The following is a 25,023-nucleotide window of genomic DNA, read 5'->3' as shown; positions in this document are numbered from 1 at the left end:
GTCACATCACAGGGAATTCTTATGGAACAACAATATGATGGGATCCTGAACCAGGATCTCAGGGCAGAACATGTCTATACGAAAGTGGATGGACAACGTATTCACTGCGTCGTAGCGGGCAAAGGTCATCCGGTCCTGCTGATACCCGGTTGGCCTCAAACCTGGTATACGTGGCGCTACGTCATGCAGGCGCTGGCGCAGGCGGGGTTTCAGGCGATAGCGGTTGATCCACCCGGCATCGGGGATTCCGATAAACCGCGCGACGGCTATGACACCGGACGTGTTGGCGCCATCCTGCATACACTGATGGCGCAACTGGGGCATTCACAGTACCGCATAGTGGGCCACGATATTGGCATGTGGGTTGGTTACGCTATGGCAAGCGATTTTCCTGATGCGGTGGAGCGTCTTGTGCTGACCGAAGCGGTTATCCCAGGACTGGCTCCTCCGCCGCCGATTTTCGTCGCACCGGAAGAGAACATTTTTCTTTGGCACTTCATGTTTAATCAGCTGGCGGATTTACCCGAAACCCTGACCTGCGGGCGTGAATCACACTATCTCAGCTTTATTTTCGACCGCTGGGCACATCGCCGGGAGCGGGTGGCTGCTCAGGTGTATATCGACGCCTATTCGACACCGGGAGGACTGCGTGCAGGCTTTGACTATTATCGTGCGATCCCGGAAACCATCAGGCAAAACCAGCTCCGCGCGCAAACGCCTTTAACCATGCCGGTACTGACGGTGGGAGCGGAACATGCGACGCGTGATGCGCCGCTGACAACCCTGCAGGGTAATGCCCTGGATCTACGGGGCGAGACGGTGGCTGACTGCGGGCATTTTATTACCGAAGAGTGCTATGAGGCGTTTATTGGGCTGATTGTACCCTTTCTCTCAGAGGACACCGATCGTGCCGCTTGATAAACACATTGCTGACTTTCTGGCTGCATCATCGGGCGCGCCACAGCCAGCGTCGTTAGCCGACCTGCGTGTCGCCACCGACGTGGGTTTGTTGCGGCTACAGGGCGAGGAGGAAACTGGTGACACCATTCAACATTACGTTGTTATCGCCGATGATGGCTACGCTATCGGCCTTCGCGTCTATACGCCTGCTGCCTCAAATGCAGATATCGCGCAGCCTGCAATGCTGTTTGCTCACGGCGGCGGATGGTGTCTGGGGTCACTGTCGCTGTACGATCGGCCCTGTCAGGCACTGGCTAATGCTACTGGCCGGAAAATACTCTCCGTGGATTACCGTCTGGCGCCGGAGTTCCCCTTCCCAAGGCCGTTAGAAGATGTTTATCAGGCACTGTGCTGGGCCAGTGAACAGGCCGTGGCTCTGGGGATAGATGCAACCCGTCTGGCGGTGGGCGGTGACAGTGCAGGCGGTAATCTTGCTGCCGCGGCAACGCTGCTGGCCCGGGATCGCGGCGGACCTCATATAGAGCATCAGTTGCTGCTCTACCCGGCGTTAAGTCGCGAGATGTCGACCGAAAGCTATTGTGAATTTGCTGAAGGTTATTTTTTAACGCGTGATGCGATGGCGTTTTGCTGGGAACACTATCTGGGAGACCGTCGTCATCCCTGTGCCGAACCGTTGCATATGGCCTCGCTGAGGGGGTTACCGCCAGCAACCATCCTGAGCTGTGAATACGATCCCCTGCGCGATGAGGCTGAAGCGTATGCGCGGCGGCTTGACGAGGCGGGGGTACCAGTACGCTGCGAACGGCTGCCGGGCATGGTGCACGCCTGCATTCATATGACAGGGTTAACGCCAGCCGCGCGTCGGTTGTTCGAACGTGCGCGTATCTGATTCAGACAACACAAAAAACCCAGCGCGATCGCTGGGTTTATTATTCATATCGGTTCACAAGGTAGAACACCCTATCAGTGCGTCGCTTCACCAATCAGCGCGCCCGTGCCCGCACCAACGGCCGCACCTTTCAGCACGCTATTGCCCGTCACCGCAGCCGCACCCGCGCCAACGACGGCACCCACGGCACCGCCCTTACGTGCGTCTTTGCCTTTTTCGCCTTTTTTGAACATCGCCCCCGTACCTGCGCCCACCACGGCACCGCCCACGGTCGATTTCAGATCTTTGCCCGTGGCTGCGCCAATGGCAGCGCCTGCTACCGCGCCGGCAGCGGTTTTGTCGATGGCCATTCCAGAGGTGGAAAACATGAGGGCGCTGATAACCAGCGTTGTTTTAATAAGTTTCATAACAGATCCTTTGTGACTGCTGTCGGTTGATACGTCGTTTCTCGCGCTGAGGGGAGAAAAACGGCCAGATAGTGCCAGCAATACCGACTCAACCTTTAGGCGAATCATGCCCTGGGTAAGGATCCCGGTTGCCGGGCGGGGCTCCGCCCGGCGGAACGTTACGCCTGACGCTTGTCTTCCGTATTGGTTTCGAAGTCGCTCGCCGCGTGGCGTTCGTGGAGCTGCTCGTTCAGCTCGCCGCTGGTGCGGTTAACGATGCGACCGCGCTTAACCGCATGGCGGTTCGCCACGTCCTTCGCCCAGCGCTGGACGTTGGTATACTTTTCTGCGTCCAGGAACTCGGCGGCGTTATAGACACTGCCCAGCGCCACGCAGCCGAACCACGGCCAGATCGCCATATCCGCGATGGTGTACTCCTCACCCGCGACGTAGCGACCGCGCGCCAGCTGTTTATCCAGCACGTCGAACAGGCGCTTGGCTTCCATGGTGAAGCGGTCAATTGCGTACTCGATTTTTACCGGCGCATAGTTATAGAAATGGCCAAAGCCGCCGCCGAGGAACGGCGCCGCACCCTGCAGCCAGAAAAGCCAGTTCAGGGTTTCGGTGCGTCCCGCCGGGTCTTTCGGCAGGAAGTGACCAAATTTCTCTGCCAGATAAAGCAGAATATTGCCGGATTCAAAGACACGTGTTGGCGGGGTCGTGGAGTGGTCACGCAGCGCCGGAATTTTCGAGTTCGGGTTCACCTCTACAAACCCGCTGGAGAACTGATCGCCCTCGCCGATGCGAATCAACCACGCGTCATACTCCGCGCCCGTCACGCCCAGCGCCAGCAGCTCTTCGAGCATGATCGTCACCTTCTGGCCGTTCGGTGTCCCGAGAGAATAAAGCTGCAGCGGGTGGGAGCCCACGGGCAGATCTTTCTCATGCGTTGCACCGGAAATTGGGCGGTTAATGTTGGCGAATGCGCCGCCGCCGTTCTTTTTCCATTCCCACACTTTGGGTGGCTGATACGTGTTGTCTGACATGTTGGCCTGCCTTTTGAGTGATGTGTTGAGGGAGTTTAGCAGGAGATGAAGCGACCGTTTAACGATGTGAGCGCAACGGTCAGTGTAGGTGTATGATAAATCCTCCTCTGTCAGGTTAATTACAACGTGCAGACGACGACAACCCTTAAAAAATTGCCGCCTGCCTGTTTTAGGTTGGATACATGCGTAAAGGAACGTTAAGCAGTGATGCGCCATTTGGGACATTGTTAGGCTATGCGCCCGGTGGCGTGGCGATTTACTCTTCAAATTACGGCAGTCTGGATCCGCGCAAATACCCCGAAGACGCGGATTTTCGCAGCTATATCGGCAACGAATACATGGGCCACAAATGGCAATGCGTTGAGTTTGCCCGCCGTTTCCTGTTTCTCAACTATGGCTTCGTGTTTACCGACGTCGGCATGGCGTGGGAGATCTTCTCCCTGCGCTTTTTACGCCAGGTGGTGAACGATAACATTCTGCCGCTGCAGGCCTTCGCCAATGGCTCAAAACGCGCGCCGCGCGCCGGCGCGCTGCTGATCTGGCAAAAAGGCGGAGAGTTTCACGAGACCGGCCACGTGGCGGTGATTACCCAGCTTCTGGACGATAAGGTGCGTATTGCGGAGCAGAACGTGATTCACTCCCCACTGCCGCTCGGGCAGCAGTGGACGCGGGAGCTGCGCATGACCGTGGAAAACGGCTGCTACACCCTCCATGACACCTTCGGCGATACCGAAATTCTCGGCTGGATGATCCAGACGGATGACACGGAGCACAGCATTCCCCAGCCTGAACCTGACGGCGAACTGCTGAAAATCCGCGGCGCGCGGCTGAAAAACAAACGTCAGTTCGACGGGAAATGGCTCAACGAGGACGATGCGCTTCAGCAGGCGTATATCCGCGCGAACGGTCATGTGATCAACAAAGATCCCTGCCAGTATTTCACCATCACCGAAAGCGCCGAGCAGGAGCTGATCAAGGCCACCAACGAACTGCATCTGATGTACCTGCACGCCACCGACAAAGTGCTGAAAGACGACAGCCTGCTGGCGCTGTTCGACATCCCGAAAATCCTCTGGCCGCGCCTGCGCCTTTCCTGGCAGTGGCGTCGCCACCATATGATCACCGGTCGTATGGATTTCTGCATGGATGAGCGCGGCATTAAGGTTTACGAATACAACGCCGACTCCGCGTCCTGTCACACTGAAGGCGGGCTCATTCTTGAAGAGTGGGTGAAAAACGGCTATCGCGGCAACGGGCATAACCCGGCAGAAGGGCTGCTGGAAGAGCTGACCGGCGCATGGAAGCACAGCCACGCGCGGCCGTTCGTCCACATCATGCAGGACAACGATGTGGAAGAGGACTATCACGCGCTCTTTATTCAGCGTTCGCTGATACAGGCTGGGTTCGAGACCAAAATCCTGCACGGGCTGGGCGCGCTGAGCTGGGATGCCGCCGGGCAGCTGATTGACGACGAGGGCCGCCACGTCAACTGCGTGTGGAAAACCTGGGCGTGGGAAACGGCGATAGAGCAGATCCGCGAGGTAAGCGAAACCGAATACGCCGCCGTGCCGATCCGCACCGGACATCCTGAGGGCGAAGTGCGCCTGATTGATGTTCTGCTGCGTCCGGAAGTGCTGGTCTTCGAACCGCTGTGGACCGTTATTCCCGGAAACAAGGCGATTCTCCCGGTCCTGTGGCAGCTGTTCCCGAACCACCGCTACCTGCTCGATACCGATTTTGAGGTTAACGACCTGCTGAAGCAGACCGGATACGCCGTTAAGCCGATTGCCGGCCGCTGCGGCAGCAATATCGATCTCATCAGCGCCCAGGACGAGCTGCTGGATAAATCCAGCGGTAAGTTTGTTGACCGTAAAAACATCTACCAGCAGCTGTGGTGTCTGCCGAACGTCGACGGCAAGTACATTCAGGTCTGCACTTTTACCGTGGGCGGAAACTACGGCGGGACCTGCCTGCGCGGCGACGATTCGCTGGTGGTGAAAAAAGAGAGCGATATCGAGCCGCTGATTGTGGTGAAGGATTAATAGGTTGCAGAGGGGGAGGGAACCCCAGAAAGCAAAAAAACAGCCCGTAGGCTGGTTTTTCTATACAAGCAGCGGGATGCATACATGCTGTTAAGCACAGATAGAGTACAACTGAGCCCTGATTACGTGCAATGCGCACGCCAGCAGGTTACGCAGGGCGTGTTATCTGCAGCCGCAAATAGTGCGGTCATTCGTTCCAGGGAGTTGTTGCCCGTAAGACTGTTGAGATGTACCGGCCAGCGTGGCTCACCGCGAGTACCGCCCCAGGCGTTGAATAGCATTTTCAAATTACAACAAACAATTAACATCAGCAGTATTTTGTATACATAACCTTATTTCAGATTATGTTAATGCATAAGCAAAATAAAATGGAAAATATTAAACAATGTACTAAAGTTGCATCATAACCTTGATTTAATCAATGTTATTGCTCAATCACTGGTGTACTATTATCTTTGTGTCAACGGCAAGGAGAATTTTTAAAAGTGGCAACTCATATAAGCGATAATAATGAATTTGATCATAAGTATAGTTTTGTTATGAAAACTAAACCTATGAAATCAATTGACTCATTATTCGTGGCTCTTTTGCCATACAGCCAAAAAATAATAATTCCAAAAAATAAAAACTACAAGCTAAATGAAGAAAAAGGGAGTAAAGGGGTTATATTGTTCGCTGAGGGTATTGCTACGCTGACATATGCTAGTAGCGGACTTTATTCCTCTACCGTTTATCCGCCATCGATCCTGGGCCTTGTTCATGGTTATTCCTCATTTTATGAGATTCCAAACACATTATCTCAAGAGGTTAATTTATGTGCCGAAACGGATATCACTTTATTTTTTGTACAACTTCAGGATTTTGTTGCCGCAATAGATGCACAAAACCTTTGGCACGATGTGGCCAGAATTCTGGCACATCGTCTTATGCTCATGATAGATAGAGAATCTGAGAATTTAAAAAACAATTCTTACCTTAAAATTAAAAACATAATACTCGAGGTATGGTCTTATCCTGAAGAATATAGAACTAACATTAATCTACCTTCTTTTATACAAAAAAGAACGGGGCTTTCCAGAAGCCGAATTATGAAAATCCTTATGGATCTTAAAAAAGGAGAATATATCACAATCAATTCAGGTAAATTGACTTCAGTATCTAAGTTACCGGGTGCGTATTGAAGAATAAAAAACCACCTGCGATGAGGTGGTTTTTTATTCTGGGAAGATAATAATATATATAAATATCTATGTTATGTAATATTTATACTATTGGTAATCTAAAGTGTAAGTGACTGACGCTGTCACCGTACCGCTGCTTATTGACCCAGTGCGAATATATTGTGCGGCAAGAGGAATAACTGCACTTCCCTCAGAGGCTTGAATAACCATCCAACGCTGCCCTAGCGAAATGGGATTATCACTGTTAGATACATCAAGCAATTGAAGCCCAACACCTTTCCCCGTGCCTTTGTTTTCTATAACCGTCGGTGAATCGGCTATACTATCTCCGTTGACGGTCATATACACGCCCGTCTCAGTAGTACATGTTAAATTAATACTTTGCTCTGTACGACCAAAGGTAGAGTTGACTCCAGGCAGGTCTGACGCTGAAACGTTACCTAGAGCGAACGTTAAATCCGTTACACCCGATATACTACACGTAGATGGCAAGAGATTCCCGGTAACATTCACCGTTCCCGTTTCATATCCCGTGCCAGCATAAGCCCTGGCTAAAGTTAAAATAGACAACACACCAAATAGAGTAAACCCGATTTTTTTCATCATAGTTTCGCTTAATGTTACTCATAATCTAAGGTATAAGTCGCACTTGATGTGACAGACCCTGCGACCATATCCCCCGTTCGGATATAACGTGCCGATACTGGAATGTTAACGGTCTCGCCGGAGGAGCTACTGACTGCAACTCGGGTGCCTAGCACATAGGGCGTACCATCAGATTTTAACAGCTGAACGCCAATACCCTGGGCTGAACCATTATTTTGCAATACGCTTGCATCCGCTGAATCAGAAGACTGGGTGCCTGAAAACGTAATGCCTACCGAGGTGCCTTTACTACAGGCAAGCTGGATATTTTGCGGACTGCTTTGGCCCCATGTGCTATTCACATCAGGTAAATCACTCTTCTGTACATCATCAAGTACAATATTGATCTCTTTAGTGCTACTCACATCACAGCCGGAGGCAGCAACCGTTACTCCCGCAAGAACAATAGGTACTGTTATTAAATTAGCAGGTACGCGGTCAGGCATAATTCTCACATAACCTACTTGACCTGAGGCAGTGCCACTCGCAACGTCTCCGGCTGTCTTAACGAAATACATCTGCACAGTTGTATCAATGGTTACCGTTTCATTTGAACTTGATATCTTGGCGATACCTCCGCTCTTCGTATCACCCCCAGAAATCCAAGTGCCAGGTATGTTCTGGGTATCCGCAGAATAGGTAGAATTTAAACCAAAAGAACCGCCGAGTTGTATACCAAGGCCTTCAAGATTTGTATCAAACGTGGTCCTGTCCTGGTATGTGCCAGCAATGCTGTTATCCGAACCGATCATATAATCAAGTTCTCTGTTAGCAGAGGTATCACCTGAATATTTACACGTCACCAGACCAGTCACCTGACTGGTCGTATATGAACCGAAGCTAGCTGGAGCCCCTATGGCGATATCCGGAGGGAAAGTGACAGTTCCGCTCAAAGAAAACATTGGTATCATCGCCTCATTAGCCGTACAGGTTGCAGCGCTTGCCGCATAAGCGGGTGCAGCTAAAAAATAAATAGCAATGGCGGTCAGACAAAATAAACCTCTTCCCGCATGGATATAATTTCGCTGTTTATTTTTAATTTTCATTTGTTTACCTTTATCTTGCTTGCCAGTGGCGGTGTTTTATTTTTAATAACAAACGGCACTGACATTAATCACGCTGGAATTAGATTGATTCTCTGGTAACGCGAACTTTGCCTTACATTGGGTATTCGCCTCTTTACCCCACTGCACCAGTAAATCACCTTCCATTGGAACACCGGTCAAATAGACATCGCCACCATCACCCACAATACCTGTCACGCTATCATCCTGAATCAGGCTTACCGTCGCACCGAAAGGAATGGCTGAACCCTGATGCTGCAAACGAATTAACGCATGGGCGCCAATATGGGTATTAAATTTCGCCAGAACTACCGCCCCTTCCGTTGGGACAACATTAACAGACGAGCTGTCTACATCAGCATTCTCTGCAAGGGTACCCGTATCCAGATTGACCATGGTTCTTTTATACGGCGTAAGGTAAGGAACCACGGCGTAGCCCTGCCAGTCAGTTCTGACATCCGTGCCGTTAAGGATTTTTGTACCATCACTGCCTCGTGCGCTGACCAACGCGATGGACTGGATATCCTGGTTAAGCGCCTGCGAGAGTGTCACTCCATGCTGGTGGACAACAACTCCGCCCTGTAAGCCATAGTTAACCTGATGGCTGTCAGGATCGTAGTTATAACCCACGTTAGCTTCACCCATGCTGCCGGTATAATCCAGGTTAACGGATCCATTCGAGCCAGAATCCTCATGATTTCGATAGCCTTCCATCAGGGTATAGTTAAGATTTCCATCTTCAAGTGCTGAACCATACAGGCTTACCTGCTGTGTGGTATCACCATGACGGTTCGTATTCGTATTGTATGAGGCATAAGCACCGTGTAGCCATTTATCCAGGGGAACACTAATATTCATTGCGATTTGATGATCGTTTTCCATATCCGGCATGCTGGTAAAGTTGTAGGTAACCCCATAGCTAATTCCGGACCATGTATTGTTATAACCAACGCTTAGATTTCTTTCATAGCCATTATCGCTCCAGTAATCTTGCTGGTAGCCATTAAGATAAATTTGTCCCCAATCTTCGGGAAGGTCCTGGCTTAAAGACGCCTGCCAGCGCGAGCGTTTGTTATTGGTGAGGTTAAAATCATTATTCTCGTTTTCGTCATCAGTTAAGTCATTATTTACCTGTAGATCGGCGGCATCCTGAAAACTATAATAGCCTTTGGTGGAATACCGATATGCTGCAAGCGTCACGGTGGAGCCCGTACTCAGCACACTTTTCGAGTATTGCGCACGGTAAGATTCCCCACTTTTATGTTCGCCAGTACTTAAATCTGCAGAGGAATAGGACGTATCCACGGAAAGAGAACCAATATCCCCCAGAGTAAAGCCTAAACCAGCCAATCCGTTCTGATAATTGTCGGATAATTGAGTTCCGCCATAGATGGTCATGTCATGCGGAAGACCATAAACCGCAGTAAGCTGGCCAAACTTAGGTTCGTCACCTTCCGAGTTACTGCGGTATTCGCCGCCAGTAAATGCATATTTCAGATGACCTTCACGTTGCATAATTGCCACGCTGGAGAAAGGCTGAACAAATGTATGCTCATGGCCATCTGATTCTTTCACCGTTACAACAAGATCACCGTTAGTTGAGTTAGGATATAAATCCTTAATTTCAAATGCTCCTGGCGGAACTTGTTTTTGATAAATAACGGTGTTGTTCTGGCGGATCGTTACCGTTGCATTGCTGGTCGCAATACCATGCACCGTCGGCGCAAAGTTACGCAGGCTGTCCGGTAACATATTATCGTCAGATGTTATTTGTGCACCACGGAACGAGAACCCATCATAGACATCAGAGGGCGTTGTTGCATCGCCCATGGTCAGCATCCCATCTATTCCTGGAAGGTCTCGTTGTAAAAACGTGTTGACCGAGTCCCAATGGTTTTGGCTATCCCCGCTGTTGGTGTACCCATCAACTGAACTTTCAGGTGTCTTGGTATACGTCCAGGTACTGTAATTACGCAGACGCCATGCCCCCAGATTCAACCCGCTATGTAAACTCAGAAAATAGTTATCTTCGGTACCTGACGCATTATCATTGTTGCGCCAGGTGTTTGAACCATTGAAGTCGTATCCAAGCAATAAGGCGGGTATACCTTCATCCCAGAGTTCGGGGCTAACATAACCCTGCGCATTACTATTCACATAAGCTTGAGGGATGGTTAAGTCTAAACGCATCTGACTATAATCAAGATTTTCAGTGGCTTGAGGAATAAATTTTGGTAAGTCCTCGATTTTTTTCGCTTCGACAAGGCCATCAATATCATCGACATTCACCCCCCAATCTTTTAATAGATCGGGAGTCAACTCCGCCACCAAAAGACCGTCTTTGTTCTGCACGAAATCCAGCGATCGCGTATCTACCTGCGCATGATCAATATAAACATCAACGTGATAACTCCCTGGCAGCTGAGAGCCTGAATTAGCAAACTGACTGAGGTTAACGTTGACCTTTGGCCCGCTCGTTTCCAGAGCGGCCATATCAAATTCATCCCGGGCAAATGCGTAGTGGGTACTTTGTAAGGCCATTAACACCAAACAGGTTAATGGCCTGAATCGATATAATCTTTTTTTTGCATTTTGATTTCGTCTTGCAGCACCTAAACTCATCTGGAAACATCCCCCATGACTGGAGACGCTGCGCCATAGTCATTAATATATGACCAGGTCACTTTTCCTGATGCACCCGCCGGGATTTTATACGTATGCGTACCGCGTGGCGGAACCATTGTGAATTCAGTATTCACCAGGCTAGAACCAACATTTAACTTATAGAATGTCAAAAACCATGGTGTTGGGTTGGTTACAACTAAATCGCTACCCGATATCTTGAATGATACTGCTTTGTAATCATCAATAGTTGGATCGGCCAGACCTGCGGGACGATAATATATTTTCACCCTGTTTTTAAGAGAAAAACGCAGAACATTTTTCCCATCATCCTTTGGATCATTCGCTGGAATAGCCTTAACATCTAACCAATAAACGGTTTCTCGATCAGTAGGAAGATCACCACCAGTACGAATGACGCGTACCGCATTTTGTGCACCAGGTTCGAGGCGGAATAATGGTGGTGTAACGGTAAATGGCTGTTTACCTGTGCCTTCAGGTTGGTCACCCTTTGGTCCTTTATTATCAACAAAGCTTTGAATGAGGTATGGATATTTGTCATCTGCTCCACTTCTCACATTAATCGACGCCTCTTTCTTTTCCCCATGGTAAATTAAACGAGTGCCATTAATATTAACGCCAGCGTTAGCAGATACAGCAAACGACATACATGCCGTTAGCAAGCAATATTTTACTGACATTTTCATGCGTAAACTCTCTTAATATTAGAAATAGAAAAACCAGGGCATCCTTACCCTGTATTCATCCATGGGAAGCTTATTTTATTACTGGTAGCTGACGGTGTAGTCAGCGTGGGAAATAATAGAACCAGCAGTCGCAACATCAGCAACAGCGATCATACGAGCAGTAAATGGAATTGATGCAGATTTTGCAGTCTGATCAGCGTTCTCGGTCAGGAAGCTGGTCACATCCAGGGCAGCGTCAGGCGTTACCGTTTTCAGAGATGAGTCATACAATTGAACGCCAACGTTCTTAGCTGCATCGCTTGCGTTCGCTTCGTTGGTGAACGCGGTATTCAGCGTACTGTCTGCGTTACCGCTAAACGTAATGCTTGCTCCTGTTACTGTTTCTGGGCAAGATGTCAGATTCAGGGTGAAATTAGTCGCCGGGCCAGTATCGCCTGAAGCAGCAAGGTCTGCAGTGTTAACAGTGCCAAGGTTCAGAGTTGGATTAGTTTGATCATTGATTGCAACAGTACAGGTATCCGCAGTTACGGTCCCGGTGAAGTTAATTGTACCGTCTGCTGCATGAACCATACCCATACCAGTAGTAAATAACATTGCTACGGCTACAGCCAGTTGCTTTTTCATGTAAACCTCAAAAAAATAAAGTAGATAATTAATTCTCAAACACACAACGTTTCACGAATGAAAGTTGAATTAGCAATCCAAGCCTGTTCAATAACTTTTAATTCAGCACAAACTCGGTGTGTTCGCATTATCGCTAAATTAATCACGAAAGAACAACAGGAGGGTGTGTCCTTTTTGATACACCTTTCTATGCAAAAAAGAAACACCACTCATCGAAGGTTAATACAATGGCGGTCGGTGTCCTTTTGAGGACATTGAATGAACCTTAAATTCACGTTGTAATTGTTTTTTTATAATTAGGTTTTCTTGTTATGTTAAAATCAAATTACATTCTTTCATTTTCTTTCCTTATTGCATCCAGCGTCTTATGTCTGAATACAGCTGTTGCCTCTGTAACATTGGGCGGCACCAGGTTTATTTACCATGAATCACAGGATAGCCTTTCTATCTCCGCATATGACCGCGACAATATTCCTTATTTGGTTCAATCCTGGTTCTCGCCATATAACGAGAAAACAGATAAGAAAATCAACAGCAATTTAGCCAAAATTCCATTTGTCGTTACTCCACCGTTGTTTCGAATGAATCCTGGAGATACGAACACGATAAACATCGTAAAAACAGATACCAGCACCCTACCTCAGGATAGGGAGTCTATATTTTATTTCAATTTCAAAGCCATTCCCGGACTAGCCAAAAGTTCATCAAGTTCCCTCATGGTTTCAGTCAGTTCATCGATGAAATTGTTTTACCGCCCGGAGAAATTGACTGATGAAGAGGCCGCCAGCGCATGGGAGAAAATAGTATTCACTAAACATGGGAAATCGGTCACAATAAAAAACCCAACTCCCTATTTTGTTACCCTGCATAAATTGTCTATTGATAGTCAAGCCAACAGTTCCGTTAAAAATTTGATGGTCTCACCATTTTCTGAAAAATCAATTCCAGTCACTACATCTGTACATTCCGTAAACTGGAGCGCGTTAACCGACCAAGGGGGCATAACCTCGGAAAAATCAACAACCTTATAAAAGGCCTGCAACAAGAAATGCCTCATAGCCAACATTTATCATTTTCAGCCCTAACGCTACTGCTTTGTTCTTTAGGGGTACAGGCTGATGATTTTGTTTTTGATTCATCCGCTGTCGAAAATACCGGGCAGATTTCGGCACAAAACGTTGATATTAGCCAGTTCAATAAAAGTGACAGCCAGGGGGGGATTTACCATGTCTCCATTCGCGTCAATCAAAAGCTCATAACCACCAGCGACATTAATTTCGTGCTAGATAAAAGCGGTAAGTTACAACCTGAGATTACTGTCGCAAAAATGCATGAGTTAGGTGTTTATTTTCTTAAGCAGCAAATTAACAGTAATGAAGCTTACGCCCTCCCTGGCGAACTCAATGGGATGACGTTTTCATTTAATGAAAAGAAGCTTTTACTGGATATCAATATCCCTCAGGCCTATTTGAAAGCCGGGCCTGATGATGATCTCAGTGTTCCATCAAATCAATGGGATAACGGTATCTCCGCATTAAGTCTGAATTATGATTTTAATGGTGCCCAGAAAAGTGACTCAGGAAAAAGCTTTACCGCTGATGACCAATACATCCGACTGAATAGCGGGTTAAATATAGGGGCGTGGCGTTTACGAAATATGGGTACTGCAGATAAGCCAGCGGAAGGCTCGGTATCCTGGGAGAGCACTAAGACCTGGCTTCAGCGCGATATTCCCGCACTTCGGGGGCTATTGAGCATCGGAGATAACAGCAGCGATACCTCCCTTTTTGATGGAATTGATTATTCAGGTCTTTCTCTTGCTACCGATAGTTCAATGTACGATGACAAAGTACAAGGCTATGCGCCTGTCATTCGTGGGATAGCACGTACATCAAACGCACTGGTCGAAATTAGTCAGAATGGTAGTGTAATTTATAAGCGTTACGTATCCGCTGGTCAGTTTCTGATTAATGATTTATATCCTCAAACCGGTGGTGGGCAGTTGAAGGTTAAAATCACCGAGGCGGACGGAAGCGAGCACCATTTCACGCAATCCTGGGGGACGGTTTCAGCAATGCAGCGTCAGGGTTTTCTGAAATATAGCCTTAACGCAGGTCGTACTAAAAATAGTAACGCTAAAAATGAAAATTTTAGCCAATTGACTTTTTTCTATGGTCTTCCTGCCGATATGACAGTATTTGGTGGTTCATTTTTAACAAACAGCTATCACGCATTCGATATCGGCTACGCCCTTGGCTTAGCTCAGTTTGGTTCGATCTCGGCCGACATGAAATTTATGCAGGCTCATCCATATGAAACGCTGGATACGCAAGGACAGAATTATCGCCTGCAATATGTGAAAAATGTTCCCGGCTCGGATACCGATTTATCGATGTCATGGGCATTTTCGCCAGCACCAAATTTTATTTCTTATCCTGATGCCATCACCGATTCTGATAAAGACGTTGATGAAGGCTCTATGTTCCAGAGGAATCAACTGCAGCTGTCGGTTAACCAGCCTCTTGGCGAAATCAACACGGTTATACTTTCGCTTCTCCGTACCGCGTACTGGTATAAAAATACGGAAGAAAGCGTATCGTTAACGGATAACTTTTCGATCAATAGCGCCAGCTTGAACGTCGGTTGGGCATGGACACAGGAAAGTGATGGTAGCTCCGATCAGCAGCTCTCTCTTAACGTACAAATACCATTTTCAATTTTTTCTGATGATGCATGGATTTCACTTTCTAACTTACTACAGAAACCTGGCTCGCCGACACAATCCGTAGGTCTTAACGGCAATGCCTTAGAAAACGACGCATTAAGCTGGGAGTTGAGTGCGATGAATGGTGATTCACAAACTACCTCACAAGGCTTGGCTCTTGATTATAAAGGTAGCTATGGCGAGTATCGCACGAACTACAGTCACTCTTCCCAACAGCAAAGTCTAAGCTACCAGATAAAAGGCTCTCTTGTCGGTTCTTCATATGGCTTGACGGCTGGCCAATATTTCAACCCGAATGATGCTGTTGCCCTGATTAAAGCAGAACATGCCCCTGGGCTGAAAATCGAAAATCAAACGGGCGTGACCACCGATTTCCGCGGTTATACCATCGTACCTTACCTACAACCCTACAGGCAGGACCGTATCGCAATCGGTAAAGATAAAGAAACCGATTCGGATATTGAGTTAGGGAATACCTCTGTATTTCGTGTTCCGACCGAAGGTGCCATTGTTCTCGCAGAATTCGCTCCTCATATTGGACAAAAGCTTTTGCTGACACTGGTAACGCCTGCTGGAACACCCGTACCGTTTGGTGCAACGGTCACTGCTGGTGATGAAAGTAACGAAGGTATCGTTGATGAGAATGGGAATGTCTATTTAATCGGCGCACCTGCTAAGGGTGCTATCACAGCAAAATGGGGTGATGCCAACCAGGAGTGCAAGGCGCCATATCAGATCCAAAAACAATCAAGGAAGCATCTCTATGCACTATCACTTATCTGCCGATAAAGCATCATGGCTCATTAGGTTATTCATAGTTTTTATCCTGTCATTCCCAGTGGCATCTGTGAATGCTGAATGTCGCCTGGCTGAATCGCTGAAGCTAGATTTTTCATTGCCAGACATAACCCTTTCCTCATCATCAGGGCCCGGCACCATTCTTTCTCAGAAAACAATGAGCTTAAATGATGGTTCTGATAAACAGCCATTTATTTGCAATGGCAATGGGCACCTTACGGCATTTCCTGGATTCATGAGTAAAAATGGCCAAGGGGTTTACGCAACCGGGGTAGCAGGGATTGGCTATCGTCTCTATCTTGATACTCAGCCCTTTCCCTGGAGAACAAATCTGCGGTGTGGCGGTTTTCGGTGCCGTCTGCCCTGGCCCGTCACGCCCCGTCTTACTTTCGAGTTGGTCCAGACATCATCTGTTCTTCAAATTCAAGATACGATAAAACCAGGAGTTTATGGCGTAATACGCCCAGATGGCGGCAATAAATCGGTGCTGATTTCATTACAGCATCCAGTTAGGGTGCACGGAGAATCTTGCCATATTGAAAGCAAAACGGTGAACTTCGGCGATGTGAATATTCCAGACAAAGCAAAAGTGGGTACCGTTCTGGCGACCCGGGAGTTCTCCTTATCATACTCATGCCCACTTCAGGACCATCTGGCTATGCGCTGGGAGGGAATATCAGACAAGAATGGATATTTACTTTCTTCGGTGATGAGGAAAAACAATATCGCGCTGAGCATACAGCAGCAAAATGGCACGCCAATGCCAGTCAATAAGCGGATAAAAATCGTCCCACAAACAGGTAATTTCGTATTCCTGGCAAAGCTATTGAGTACTGGAGTACCACAAGCTGGTGCTTTTAATGCCACTGCAAATCTGCATATTCTTTATCCATGATTTAATTTTGTTCAAAAAAAAGCCGTGAAATAATTCACGGCTTTACGTTATTCATAATCAGTTATAAATCACATGAAGGGAAGTCGATACTGCAAATTGGCCTTCGTCTACAGAGGAGCTTTTCATTTTCAATAAAGCAGCCAGAGGGATGGATACAGCACCACTATCTAAACTTTCTGTTGAGCCGGAAACGTTTGGACTGAAGTAAGTACCACTGGCCGTATTCTCAATCATCAGGGCAACCTGCTCTGCAGCATTACCAACTGATGAGGTCAAAGCGAAAGCAGTGTTGTCGCCAGAAAATGCATTTCCCTCAAAATCCAGGGCAGCAGTCTGAATACTTGACGGACAATCTTTAATATCAACGGTGAACGGAACTGCTGTCGTTGTTTCGCCGATTTTCAAACCAGAGGTATCAACACTACCCATATCAATAGACTGACCACCATTTACGGAAACGTTACAGGAAGATGTTGTCAGCGTACCGCCAAACTCGACAGCAACGCCTTCAGTGCCTGCAGCAAAAGCGCCACAGGATGCAGTGATAGCCGCAGCTAAAATTCCGAGCTGAATGATTTTTTTCATTTCAATAACCCTTAAAAAAAACAATAAAGTTGATTTTATTACTATCGCTCTTTAAGAAGCGAGCTAGTATATATTAAGAGTTAGTGTTTCGATTTGAAACCATCCGAACTGTCTTCATTTGGACACTTGGTTTATTTTGAAATTATTTCTATCACATCAAAAGTAAACTTAACGTGCTATAGTAAATAATTTATACATTCATCTTTGTATAAATATATATATGGGAATTTTTCTTATTTTAATTTTAGCCTCAGAGAAGCGCCCAATCAGATAATTAAAAAAATTTTCAGAGGTACTGCATCACGAACTCGATAAAAATCATTGGATGGGTGAACAACAGGCGCCATTAGTGAGCGAGCGCGATCTGCTGAAACAGACCGGCTATGTCGTGAAACCTGTTGCTGGTCGCTGCGGCAGCAATATCGCTCTCATCAGCGCTCAGGACGAACTGCTGGATAAATCCAGCGGCAAAAAAAGCCCCCGCAGAGTATTCTCTGTGGGGGCCTTTTGTTACTGCGCTTCCCCGTCCTGCTGCTCGCTGGTCTTCAGATCGATGATGCGTCCAATCTGGTCATGATACACCGTCAGCAGGTTGTACTGGCTCATCTCGGAGATGATCTGCGGTGAGACATTAAAGCTGCGGGCCAGCTCCTCCTGGCGAAAATAGCCCGGCTGGCGGCGCCTTGCGTGCGTGCGGCGGCGGTTGTACTGATACCACAAAATCAGCAGCCAGCCGTTGAGCGCGGCGAACAGCAAATAGATCAACACCGTATTAAAGGAGGCAATAATCACGCTCCACCGGTGGTCGCTCTCCTCGGTTAACTGCATCCACAGCCTGGCATACAGGAAAAACAGAAATCCGCCCCACGCCATCGCGGTTAACGCGGCATCAAAAAGACGTGGCAGCAAGCGATGTTCAGTCAAAATTAAGGTATTTTCGTTCATTGAAGGCTCCCTTTTCCCCGGTCCGGACTGATCCAGCGCGCGCGGGCACGCTGACGTTTAAGCATGACTTTTGGAAATGCGACGAGGGTGGTGAACAGGCCAATCATCCAGTAGACCATCGGGAACCAAATCACCCAGAAAAGCGAGCTTGCCACCTTGCGCTCATAGCGCCGCTCGATGTACAAGCTGACCAGGAACTGCAGCAGGCACATCACGCCCAGCAGCAGCCCGGTAAACGCCGGGGGAAACAGGGTTTCAACGGTCAGCCTGGCGGGAATGGGCGCGACGTGGCTGATGACGAACAGCAGCACCGTTATCGCATACGCGAAGGCCCACAGCGTTGACAGCGCGTACTCCAGAAACAGGGGCCACATGCGGTGATGTTCCCAGCGCACCATCTTGCGCAGGTTGACCAGAAACACCTCCGCGCCGCCCTGGGCCCAGCGCAGACGCTGCTTCCACAGGCCCTTGAGCGTCTCCGGCATCAGGATCCAGCACAGCGCCCGCGGCTCGAAAAAGATATCCCAGTGGCGCAGCTGGAGCTTCCAGCTGATGTCGATGTCTTCGGTGATCATGTCCGGGCTCCAGTACCCGACGTCCGCCAGCGCCTGACGGCGAAAGGCGGCAATGACGCCGGAGACGGTAAAGACCCGGCCATAGATCCGCTGCGTCCGCTTGATGAGCCCAATGATGGACGAAAACTCGCCTACCTGAATGCGGCCAATCAGCGTGGAGCGCGTGCGAATTCGCGGGTTCCCGGTAACCGCCCCAACGTGGGGATACTGAATCAGCGGCGCTACCAGATAAGCAGCGGTGTCGCGGTCGAGCAGGGCGTCGCCGTCAATGCAGACCAGCAGATCGCCCCGGGCCGCCGCCGCCCCGGCTTTGAGCGCCACGGCTTTTCCCTGGTTCTCCGCGAGGTTGATCACCCGCAGGCGCGGCTGCTCCTGCGCCAGCGCCTGCAATACCTCCGCCGTGTTGTCAGAGGAGCCGTCATTGATGGCGATAACTTCTATATTTTCATACCGCTGATCCAGCGCGGCGCTGATGGTCTCCCGGGCATTTCGTCCCTCGTTGAAGCAGGGGATAAGAATGGAGATGAGTGGCTCGCCGGCAAGTACCGGGGCGGGCGTGTCTTTATTCCACGACCAGCGGCGTTCAAGCTGAAACCAGAAATAGAGCCCGCCGGTGACCCAGAGCACGGACATAAACAGCGGCCAGAAGAAGACAAAATCCAGAATCAGCTCGCCGGTAAAGAGGGCTGCCACGCCTAACGGCAACCCGAATACCAGACATAAAATGGAAAAGGCGATTATGCGATCAGTCATTGTCAGGGTACCAGTAGGAAGAAAATACGGGCCTGATGCGTGAGATATCAGGCTGGTTATTGATGAAATCGTCAGGGTAGTAGCCGTAGTTTTTGATGCCGTTAAGCTGGAGGACGCGCATCCACGCCGCAAGCTGGCTGTCGGAAACAGCGCGCTGCGGTTTCTGCTCCCAGTCTCTGGCCTGCAGTTCGAAGATGGTTTTATCCAGCGCGCCGGGCCGCGTTGCGACGGCTTTGATCAAACGCGTCAGCCAGGCATTGCTCTCATTCGCCGGAACGGACTCCATCAGCGGCATGGCCATCGGTACCGTCCAGTCATAGGCCGCAAGAAAATCATCGAGATTCTGCCCAAACCACGCTTCGCTTTCGGGCTGCAGAATGGGTAAGACGAACATATTGCGCGCGGTTTTTATCTGCGGGCCGCGGATATGCTTCACCGCCTGGCCCAGGGCGCGGGTAAACCCGATAAGCCTCCGGCTTTTCTGACGCGTCGTGTCCTGCCCGGTAGCGTCAACGTCCGTCAGCACCGCATCGTCATGGAACAGGACCCCGTTGAAGCTGGCATGGCGGGCCAGATCCTCATAGATCTCCGTCACCTGCTGGCGAACCTGCGGATCCCACGGGGAAAGCCGGATATAGGGCTCATTGGCCTCGCGCAGCTGACCGGTTCGATCGTCCCGACGCTGCACGCGGGGCAGGGAAGGATCGAGATCGAACGAGAGCACCGGCATCCACGCGAAGACCTTCACGCCCGCGCGGGTTTGCAGCTGCCAGGCGACAAAGTTAAAGAGGTCGGCCCGGACCGGAAGCCGGCGGTTGGGGAAATAGAGTGCCCTGATCCTGCCGTCGCCCTGCGGGTCGGCAAACGCCTGCAGGAAAACGTGGCTAATTTTCATGTCGTAGACCCGCTGGATCAGCCTGTTGATGTTTTGGGTCTGCTGGGCCGGATCGGGATCGTAAACGTAGTCGAGATCGACGTGCATGACGCGCACGGGATCGCGCTCCTGAACCTGGCTGACCGTACTGGCAAATGCCTTGAGCGAGGGATTCCCGGCGATCAGCAGGCGGGGGATGTTGCCCAGCTCCTGCACATTCCCCAGCCCGTCCTCAAGGGTAAAGGCCAGCTGATAACCCTGCTGTCTGGCGATGGCGAGCGACGTACCGTTTGCGGCGCCGTAAGGCCAGACCCAGGCGCGCGGCGCCTTGCCCGTCACCTGCGCGATTTTCTCCGTCACCTTGCGGACGTCATCGCCGATCCGCTGGTTGAACTGCTGGTCGGTTTCATAGCGGCCCGTGGCCTTGTCATAAAAGCGGTTGGCGATAGCCGGTTCACGGCTGCCCTGCGGGTTGGCGACGATGCCGTAATGCGAGGCCCAGGTATGCGATCCGATTTCAATCAGCGGGGACTGGCTGAGCTCGCGCACCATGTCCCAGGTCGCGAAGCGATCGCGGGGCGTCATCAGGCCGCCAAAGTTCACCTTCTGGTTTGCTGGCGTATCCACCCAACTGCCCACCGGCGCCCAAAGCGCAGGGACGTTCCAGGCCTTGAGCAGTGGCCATACGCGGGTGTAGAAGCTGCTGTAGCCATCGTCAAAGCTGAGCAGAACGGCTTTTGGCGGCAGCGTTTTTTTTCCGTCATGCGCGTCCAGAATGTCCTGCACGCTGATGGCGTGATAGCCGTTGTGCAGAAGCCAGCTTATCTGCTCGTTTAACGCGCTGGTGCGCACGGAGAGGTAGCGCTGATCGGCGGCATCGTCTTCGACGTCGTGGTAGGCCAGCACCAGAAACTGGTTCTGCGGCCAGGGTTTGCTCGCCTCCGGCTGCGGCCGCGCTTTGGGCGCAACGAACGAAATCGCCTGCGCGCAGACGCTCGCGCTGAGGCAGAGCCAGCCGATGAGTATCAGGCTCGCGGAAAAGCGTGTGTTCAGCATATTCATCCTTAAAAGCGTAAAGTCGCATCAAGCGTGACGGAGAGGTTGCTCTCGCGTTTGCCGTCATAAGGGCGTTTATCCCAGTTCAGCATCACGCCGGTATCAATAACGTTATTCCACTGGACGCGTTGCCCGTAGCCCAGCAGGACGATGGCGCCAGCGGACTGCTTTTTCTGCCAGTAGCTGCCGCCTCCGGCCACGAACTGCTGGCTCCAGAGGGTGTCGTAATGGCGGTACATCTCATGGTCCACGGACAGGGCGGCCGTCACGGACAGATCCCGCGCCGGGTTGTAATAGAGCGTGTCCCGCAGGCTGTTTTTACTGGCGGCGATCCCCGGTTCGAGATCCAGCGTCAGGGTCGGGGTCTGCCAGAGACGCTCCTTACCCGCAAGGGTGTATTCCTGCCGGCGGTTATGATCGGAGAAGCGGCTGACGGCGGCGCTGAACTGATACTCACGGCGCTCGTTTTGATACCAACGCACCCCGCCTTCACCCCGGTTGGCGCTAATCCCGTTGCGTAAGGCCCGCAGGGGCGTGGTGCGGGATAAGCGTTCAAGGCTGCCGCTGACCTGCCAGTTATCATCGAGAAAGTACGTTGTTGAGAGGCGAGCGCCTGGCTTGTTTGCCCCGTGATAGCGGTTGCTGGAGAGCTCGGCTTCGAGCTGAAGGTCGCGAGGACGCCACTGGACGCCACCCAGGAGGTGACGGCTGGTGCCTTTGCCTTCATCGAAATTCCCCTGCGCATAGCGGGTGCCGGCAAACAGCCGCCAGCTATCCGCCACGGGGGGTCCATAGAGCGTGGCGTCCAGGTTCAGGTCGTGCGTCCCGCTGATGGGGTTATCGGAGTGCAAACCCTTGCTCGCGTTGAGGCGCAGCTCGGACATGTGGTGGACCGTTCGGAGTCTGTCCAGACGCCTGGCGCTGCGATCGACGGGGGCGCGGGCAAGCACATCGTCGGCCAGTAAATCCATCTGTCGCCACTCCTGCAGATCCATGGCGACGTAAGCCTGCTGCTGCTCTAGCTCCAGATTTGATGGCTCCTGCGCCTCCGCCCTTTTTAACGTTTTCTCGGCCGCACGCGGCAGGCCCCGTGCCTGAAGCAGGGTGGCATAGTCAATCTGCAACCCCTGATTGCCCGGCGCCGTTGTCGCCAGACGGTGTGCCAGCTTTTCGGCTTCCGGAAGGGCGTTAGTCGAGCGCAAATAGTTAAATTTGAGCGACTGCCCGGTAAGCCACCGATCGTTCGGCTGAGGGACAGGGGACCCAAAATCGTAGCGGGTCCAAGGAACGTTGCGGGTCTGGCGCTCAACGTAGCGGTGGGCGGCCTGATACTGCCCGGTATCCAGCCAGGCGTAGAAAAGCGCATGCTCCTCATCCTGCGGATCGGCGGCGTATTGCGGATAGCGTTGCAGAAGCGCGAAGGCGGCAGCCGCGTTTTTCTCCTGCAGATACGCGGAGATCACCCAGCCGATGGCCCAGCCCGGCACGGGATGCTGCGCGTCCCTCAGCGCCTGATATTCACGGATGACCTGCGGATAATCGCCATGCGCGTACAGCGCGCCAAGCCTGTCGATACGGGCGAGGATGACGTCTTCCGCTGCCTGCGGTTCGTTTTGCCAGCCGGAGAGCAGGGCGTCGTAACGATTCAGTGCCGTTTGCGCCAGCTGCAGACGCTCCTTTTCCGTTCTGCCAGGAACATCGGCCAGCCGAACCCACTCGGCGGCGGCATTAAGCTCAAGACGGCGTCGCTGCGCAGGGGGCAGCGTTACCCTTTGCGACAGCATCAGCGCGGGGGTACTCACCCGGCTATCCGTTAGCGCATCAATCAGCTCGCTGAGGAGCGCTTTATTCTCCGGCGCGAGGGTCAGCGCGCGCGTGTCCGCTAAAAGCCGATCCCAGCTTTTTCCCTGGCGTAACCAGACGTACGAGAGCGTCTGAAGATGCGCCGGAGAGGGATCCTCCGTCACCAGCTGACGGGCTTCATGCAGAGCGAGCGTATCCATGCGGGCATCGGCCAGGGTTTTAATATAGCCGATACGATAATCGTCATTATCCGGCGCAAGGCTACGCGCCTCTTTCCAGAGCACGAGAGCCGGCTGCCATGCTTTTTGATTTCGCCTGGATTGCGCGACGGCAGCAACGCCGCGAGCAGGCAGCGGCATATAAATGCCGTAACGCCGCCAGACCTGAATCACCTCGTCATCGCGACCAGCCCATGCAGCCACCTGTAACCAGTCCGCGACTTGCTCAGGCGTCAGAGCATGCTGTTGCTGATAACCCTGAAGGTAATTGAGAAACGGCGCGTAATTACCGTTACGCGCCTGTTGAATCTGTTGCTCATAAACGGATTCCGTTGCCTGACCGAGAACAGGAAACAGAAATAGCAGAAACAATAATCCTGGGACGCGATAAAAGAATAACGTATTGAAGCGAAGCGATCTTTCCATATCTATTTGCCATTTGTTTATCATGAATCCATTGCATAACACGGCCGCCTTTTAACTCTTCGTTAAAGGCCATAAATGAGAACATTAAATCTGAATGCATTAACGTTACGGGGTACTTACTTAAAGGTAATTATGGTTCCTCCTCTTTGTGAGCTGAGTGGAAGGTAATGTACACCTGATATGTTGCCGGATAAATATGGTGAAAAGCTGATGGGGAGTTTTGGGATAATTCTGGAATGAGATGCTTTTGGTGATTATTGAGAATTGAGCTTATAATTACAACTAATTGATATTATTGATTTTTATTTTTAAGGTGGTTAATTTTTTTATATTTTAAATGCGGTTTGATTGTAGCATTTAAAGTACTTTCTGGTGCATGTTTGGGAAGTTTCATGACAAAAATTCTTAATGTTCAGAGAAGTGTCTTTTCTGAGGTTGTTTTTTATTTATAATTAATGCCAGCCATTGAATGAAAGTCTACAGGAAGTCTTGCTCATCAATGTCTGTATTGAGGGATGTTCAACGCCAGAATACATATTGTCGTTAATATTACAGCGCTATAAAACGAAGGCGGCCTTCTTTCTGAAGGCGCGTTCTTGCTTTAATCTAAAAGGGATGGTTAGTGGCAACTTCAATAGTGTTAGTGACTCAGGATCGCTATCTTGTCAGGGGGATGAGGCTATTTTTCCCGGATATTATCCTGCTCGACTCGATTGACAGAAACATATTTGATAATGGTGCAGATGAATATTCTGTGTTGATTGATAGTCGTTCTCCGCTCCGCTTATATGACTACCTGATACGCCATCCGGCCAGAACAAAAAAAACGATCTGCTGCGTTATGCTGGATATGCGACATCGCGAGGAGAATCTACTCAGTATGAAGTTGTTTATGAACACGTCGCTTACAGCGCCGGATATGGCGTCGTTATTTAACCTGGTGCTCAATATGAAGGGCAGGCGCCTGTCCACCAAATGGCTGCTTAACTTGCGGCTTAGCACGCACGAAGCAATCATGCTGCGGTTGCTGAGGGCAGGGATGTCGATGGAGGCGATTGCCGATGAGCTGAACACGTCGGTTAAAAGCCTTTACCGCAAACGAACGGCGCTGTCGGAGCGCCTGGGGGCGGAGAACTTCAACGAGGCGTGTTTGTTCATCTTTAAAAATAAACTGCTGGACGCGGTTGGGAACGATCCCTGACATTGTCAGAAGCCAAAAGCAAAAACCCGCCACGAGGGCGGG

The 25,023-nt window shown here is 50.5% G+C and carries 20 protein-coding genes and 1 pseudogene; 9 read left to right on the top strand and 12 right to left on the bottom strand.

Going from position 1 to position 25,023, the window contains the following annotated elements; genetic code table 11:
- Nucleotides 1-21: 21 nt before the first annotated feature.
- Nucleotides 22-918: an alpha/beta fold hydrolase gene (locus tag ACR42C_RS19090; protein ID WP_116342022.1), complete on the top strand. Its 897-nt coding sequence runs from the start codon at nucleotides 22-24 to the stop codon at nucleotides 916-918.
- The gene (locus tag ACR42C_RS19085; protein WP_479984449.1) at nucleotides 908-1,810 is read left to right on the top strand and encodes an alpha/beta hydrolase; all 903 of its coding nucleotides are present in this window, start codon (nucleotides 908-910) and stop codon (nucleotides 1,808-1,810) included. The genes ACR42C_RS19090 and ACR42C_RS19085 overlap by 11 nt, the downstream gene beginning before the upstream one ends.
- Before the next feature lie 74 nt (nucleotides 1,811-1,884).
- Here ACR42C_RS19085 and ACR42C_RS19080 read toward each other — a convergent pair whose 3' ends face one another.
- Together ACR42C_RS19080 and yghU are read right to left on the bottom strand one after the other, a co-directional pair.
- A complete protein-coding gene (locus ACR42C_RS19080; protein WP_116342019.1) occupies nucleotides 1,885-2,217 on the bottom strand; it encodes a YMGG-like glycine zipper-containing protein in 333 nt (110 codons plus the stop codon).
- Between the two features lie 158 nt (nucleotides 2,218-2,375).
- Entirely contained in the window at nucleotides 2,376-3,242 is an 867-nt protein-coding gene (gene yghU, locus ACR42C_RS19075; RefSeq protein WP_192982684.1) for a glutathione-dependent disulfide-bond oxidoreductase, read from the bottom strand.
- Between the two features lie 182 nt (nucleotides 3,243-3,424).
- Here yghU and gss point away from each other — a divergent pair, with 182 nt between their 5' ends.
- Nucleotides 3,425-5,284, top strand: coding sequence for a bifunctional glutathionylspermidine amidase/synthase (gene gss / locus ACR42C_RS19070; RefSeq protein WP_479984448.1), 1,860 nt, complete (start codon nucleotides 3,425-3,427; stop codon nucleotides 5,282-5,284).
- A 485-nt stretch (nucleotides 5,285-5,769) separates the two neighbouring features.
- On the top strand, nucleotides 5,770-6,465 hold the full coding sequence (locus ACR42C_RS19065) for a winged helix-turn-helix transcriptional regulator (RefSeq protein ID WP_316379935.1): 696 nt from the start codon (nucleotides 5,770-5,772) through the stop codon (nucleotides 6,463-6,465).
- Nucleotides 6,466-6,552: 87 nt separating this feature from the next.
- Here the strand turns inward: ACR42C_RS19065 and ACR42C_RS19060 are convergent, their stop codons facing one another.
- The 5 genes from ACR42C_RS19060 to ACR42C_RS19040 form a co-directional block, all read right to left on the bottom strand.
- A complete protein-coding gene (locus tag ACR42C_RS19060) occupies nucleotides 6,553-7,071 on the bottom strand; it encodes a fimbrial protein (RefSeq protein ID WP_316379936.1) in 519 nt (172 codons plus the stop codon).
- A gap of 14 nt (nucleotides 7,072-7,085) precedes the next feature.
- On the bottom strand, nucleotides 7,086-8,156 hold the full coding sequence (locus ACR42C_RS19055; RefSeq protein ID WP_479984447.1) for a fimbrial protein: 1,071 nt from the start codon (nucleotides 8,154-8,156) through the stop codon (nucleotides 7,086-7,088).
- Between the two features lie 42 nt (nucleotides 8,157-8,198).
- Entirely contained in the window at nucleotides 8,199-10,796 is a 2,598-nt protein-coding gene (locus ACR42C_RS19050) for a fimbria/pilus outer membrane usher protein (protein ID WP_479984446.1), read from the bottom strand.
- Entirely contained in the window at nucleotides 10,793-11,503 is a 711-nt protein-coding gene (locus ACR42C_RS19045) for a fimbrial biogenesis chaperone (protein ID WP_316379939.1), read from the bottom strand. Before ACR42C_RS19045 ends, ACR42C_RS19050 begins: the two co-directional genes overlap by 4 nt.
- Before the next feature lie 78 nt (nucleotides 11,504-11,581).
- Nucleotides 11,582-12,127 carry a fimbrial protein gene (locus tag ACR42C_RS19040; RefSeq protein ID WP_316379940.1) on the bottom strand — a complete coding sequence of 182 codons (546 nt, stop codon included), beginning with the start codon at nucleotides 12,125-12,127 and terminating at the stop codon, nucleotides 11,582-11,584.
- 311 nt (nucleotides 12,128-12,438) lie between these two features.
- Here ACR42C_RS19040 and ACR42C_RS19035 point away from each other — a divergent pair, with 311 nt between their 5' ends.
- The 3 genes from ACR42C_RS19035 to ACR42C_RS19025 are packed head-to-tail and all read left to right on the top strand — an operon-like array spanning nucleotide 12,439 to nucleotide 16,545.
- Nucleotides 12,439-13,158 carry a fimbrial biogenesis chaperone gene (locus ACR42C_RS19035; protein WP_316379941.1) on the top strand — a complete coding sequence of 240 codons (720 nt, stop codon included), beginning with the start codon at nucleotides 12,439-12,441 and terminating at the stop codon, nucleotides 13,156-13,158.
- Nucleotides 13,159-13,175: 17 nt separating this feature from the next.
- Entirely contained in the window at nucleotides 13,176-15,641 is a 2,466-nt protein-coding gene (locus ACR42C_RS19030; RefSeq protein WP_479984445.1) for a fimbria/pilus outer membrane usher protein, read from the top strand.
- Entirely contained in the window at nucleotides 15,616-16,545 is a 930-nt protein-coding gene (locus tag ACR42C_RS19025; protein WP_316379943.1) for a fimbrial protein, read from the top strand. The genes ACR42C_RS19030 and ACR42C_RS19025 overlap by 26 nt, the downstream gene beginning before the upstream one ends.
- A 57-nt stretch (nucleotides 16,546-16,602) precedes the next feature.
- Here ACR42C_RS19025 and ACR42C_RS19020 read toward each other — a convergent pair whose 3' ends face one another.
- The gene (locus ACR42C_RS19020; protein WP_316379944.1) at nucleotides 16,603-17,130 is read right to left on the bottom strand and encodes a fimbrial protein; all 528 of its coding nucleotides are present in this window, start codon (nucleotides 17,128-17,130) and stop codon (nucleotides 16,603-16,605) included.
- A 361-nt stretch (nucleotides 17,131-17,491) separates the two neighbouring features.
- Between ACR42C_RS19020 and ACR42C_RS19015 the strand changes: the two are divergent.
- A pseudogene (locus ACR42C_RS19015) lies at nucleotides 17,492-17,602 on the top strand (hypothetical protein); the annotation flags it as partial.
- A 38-nt stretch (nucleotides 17,603-17,640) separates the two neighbouring features.
- On the opposite strand, the gene pgaD reads toward ACR42C_RS19015, so the two are convergent.
- The 4 genes from pgaD to pgaA are packed head-to-tail and all read right to left on the bottom strand — an operon-like array spanning nucleotide 17,641 to nucleotide 23,780.
- Nucleotides 17,641-18,075: a poly-beta-1,6-N-acetyl-D-glucosamine biosynthesis protein PgaD gene (gene pgaD, locus ACR42C_RS19010; protein ID WP_316379945.1), complete on the bottom strand. Its 435-nt coding sequence runs from the start codon at nucleotides 18,073-18,075 to the stop codon at nucleotides 17,641-17,643.
- Complete coding sequence (gene pgaC, locus ACR42C_RS19005; protein ID WP_233002816.1) at nucleotides 18,072-19,403, bottom strand: poly-beta-1,6-N-acetyl-D-glucosamine synthase; 1,332 nt, start codon at nucleotides 19,401-19,403, stop codon at nucleotides 18,072-18,074. The genes pgaD and pgaC overlap by 4 nt, the downstream gene beginning before the upstream one ends.
- Nucleotides 19,396-21,333, bottom strand: coding sequence for a poly-beta-1,6-N-acetyl-D-glucosamine N-deacetylase PgaB (pgaB, locus tag ACR42C_RS19000; protein WP_479984444.1), 1,938 nt, complete (start codon nucleotides 21,331-21,333; stop codon nucleotides 19,396-19,398). The genes pgaC and pgaB overlap by 8 nt, the downstream gene beginning before the upstream one ends.
- Before the next feature lie 8 nt (nucleotides 21,334-21,341).
- Nucleotides 21,342-23,780: a poly-beta-1,6 N-acetyl-D-glucosamine export porin PgaA gene (gene pgaA, locus ACR42C_RS18995; protein ID WP_479984443.1), complete on the bottom strand. Its 2,439-nt coding sequence runs from the start codon at nucleotides 23,778-23,780 to the stop codon at nucleotides 21,342-21,344.
- A 673-nt stretch (nucleotides 23,781-24,453) separates the two neighbouring features.
- On the opposite strand from pgaA, the gene ACR42C_RS18990 reads away from it, so the two are divergent.
- On the top strand, nucleotides 24,454-24,981 hold the full coding sequence (locus ACR42C_RS18990; RefSeq protein WP_116342006.1) for a helix-turn-helix domain-containing protein: 528 nt from the start codon (nucleotides 24,454-24,456) through the stop codon (nucleotides 24,979-24,981).
- Nucleotides 24,982-25,023 lie beyond the last annotated feature (42 nt).

This window comes from Enterobacter sp. MG-EB028 (assembly GCF_056673305.1).
The sequence above is the reverse complement of the archived record's forward strand: the minus strand, read 5'-3'. Positions and strand labels throughout refer to the sequence as shown.